The sequence below is a fragment of the Pyrobaculum sp. genome (assembly GCF_049971835.1).
Lineage (GTDB): Archaea > Thermoproteota > Thermoprotei > Thermoproteales > Thermoproteaceae > Pyrobaculum.
Window position 1 is genome coordinate 1 of record NZ_JBMFKV010000301.1, and the last position, 1,915, is coordinate 1,915.

Annotated in this window: 3 protein-coding genes; 1 reads left to right on the top strand and 2 read right to left on the bottom strand. The window is 42.9% G+C overall.

Annotated elements, in window-relative coordinates; translation table 11 throughout:
- Nucleotides 1-935: 935 nt before the first annotated feature.
- Together ACP5J3_RS13925 and ACP5J3_RS13930 are read right to left on the bottom strand one after the other, a co-directional pair.
- Nucleotides 936-1,100 carry a hypothetical protein gene (locus ACP5J3_RS13925; RefSeq protein WP_428496234.1) on the bottom strand — a complete coding sequence of 55 codons (165 nt, stop codon included), beginning with the start codon at nt 1,098-1,100 and terminating at the stop codon, nt 936-938.
- A 152-nt stretch (nt 1,101-1,252) separates the two neighbouring features.
- Nucleotides 1,253-1,576 (bottom strand): hypothetical protein, encoded by a 324-nt coding sequence (locus ACP5J3_RS13930; RefSeq protein ID WP_428496235.1) that lies wholly within the window; start codon nt 1,574-1,576, stop codon nt 1,253-1,255.
- Between the two features lie 126 nt (nt 1,577-1,702).
- Here ACP5J3_RS13930 and ACP5J3_RS13935 point away from each other — a divergent pair, with 126 nt between their 5' ends.
- Complete coding sequence (locus tag ACP5J3_RS13935) at nt 1,703-1,849, top strand: hypothetical protein (RefSeq protein WP_428496236.1); 147 nt, start codon at nt 1,703-1,705, stop codon at nt 1,847-1,849.
- Nucleotides 1,850-1,915 lie beyond the last annotated feature (66 nt).

The window sequence follows — 1,915 nt, forward strand, 5'->3', positions numbered from 1 at the left end:
GTGTGTGAGAACCGCGTCGCTACATATCTTTGCATATGGGGAAGGTTTTTAGAAGTTTTAGTATGGTCTACAGAGCTGCTGGTTTAAAACAATAGCTTAATTAATACAGATAATATAAATATATAGACTCAGTTGTTCAAAACATTTATCTATATATTTTTTGTTGGTTATTTTTAAAGCGAATATCTTAATTATTTTTGTTTTTATAGAGGGGGCATGAGATGCTCGCCGAGGAAAAGTTTTCATAGAGGTAATGAGGGTTTTGCGTCGCGATCTTCACGCCTAAGCTTCAGCCCACCGCCCCCCTCCGCTATGGCGACTTCTGGCCGGTTTGCTGACTGCCGGGCGGGGTCTGTAGACGCCTTGACGCGCACTTCGAAGGGTCGGCGGGAGCGTGCGAGGCGGCTTACCGAAATCCCCGCTTGACGCACACAGCGGTGGAGTGCGTATTCCAGCGTTGCGAGACGGCGCCGCATCTCCGCTGGTGCTGTTGGATTATTTTGAAAACACTAGCCTCTCTAGCCCCCCGCTCCGCGGGGTCTTGACCGGCACTACATTAGCTGGGGCTGTGGTAGATCGGCCGTGTTCAGCGCCTCAATCTTGGCGCGTCTTACACTCATATTGTAGCCCTCCATATATACCTGCGGCCGCGTCTATACGTGAAGATAAGACTGAAGGTGGTGGGCAAGGTCGTGTAGCGAGGCGCCGTAGCACATACGCGGATCCTCTCTATGTGGTGTGCAAAGCCAGCGGGAGAATAGAGGCCACTACTAAGGCACTATATAACTGCGAGAGGCTGTTATGCCTCTCACGGCTGAAGAGGCCGAAGGCATAGGTAGTCACGCCACTTGTCCCCACCCCACATCCGCCCGCTTAATAAGAGCTTATCTGCGATATATTGTTGTAGCTCTAAGTAACTAAATGTAACCTATAACCTAAGGGATAATATGTTTTATTTCTTCAGCTATCTCCTCTATTAAAATATTGTATTCTTTTTCAAGACGCTCATATAGAAATTTATATTCTTCCTCTTCTTTAATAAGTTCACTTTTTTTAAATGTTAAAATTTTCTTTCTCTTACTCAAAGAAAAATTCATCATCGTTTTTAGTGACATGAGTCTTTTTAACAATTCTGAGGCCCTTTTTATCTTAAGTTGCAGATGTGAAGGAAGTAAATAGAAATCTAAATCTATGTGGGTCAATGACCTAAGATGTGACAATACGATATTAGTGTACTCGTCTTGTGACATTTTTAATGACCCCAATGAGCCATTAAATTTTGGTATAATGTCTTCATACCTTGTGGAGATCCTATTAAAGATATCCTTCTGTCAATTAAATCAACGATTAATATTCCCTTTTTATTGATTAAGCCTTCTTCTCTATATTGGATATTTTGGATATCGCTAAGTTTTATAGATATTAAATCATCTTTTTTTAAGATTAAACCTCTTCTTGCATATAAAAGAAGGCGTAAATTCGTTATAAAAACTTCATAAATATTATTACCGTATTGCACCGTTACACCTCTTATATAAATCTCTTCACTGGGTAATAAGAATTCTTCAATTGGCATATAGTACACGAACTTCAAAGGTTATAAATTTTATGCCTATGAAATTTCTAGTTAGACTACAGTTGCGTATAGAAAAGGTGGAGGCGTCGAGAGAGAAGAACAAAAGGAAGGAGCACCAAGTACTGGGTGAGGACGAAGGTGATGTTGGAGGGCCGCGAGGTGGCTGTGGAAAAAGATGCGAGGTTCTACAAAGTGAGCAGCGGCGCGATCCACGGCCACGTTGTTATACATGACAGAGCCGCTGTGCTGAAGGCCCTTGGCATGAGGAAATGAAGCAAAAGGAAAAGACAGGTACGCCTCACGAGCGGAGATCTGGAGGTGCTGATGGGGGTGGAGTCT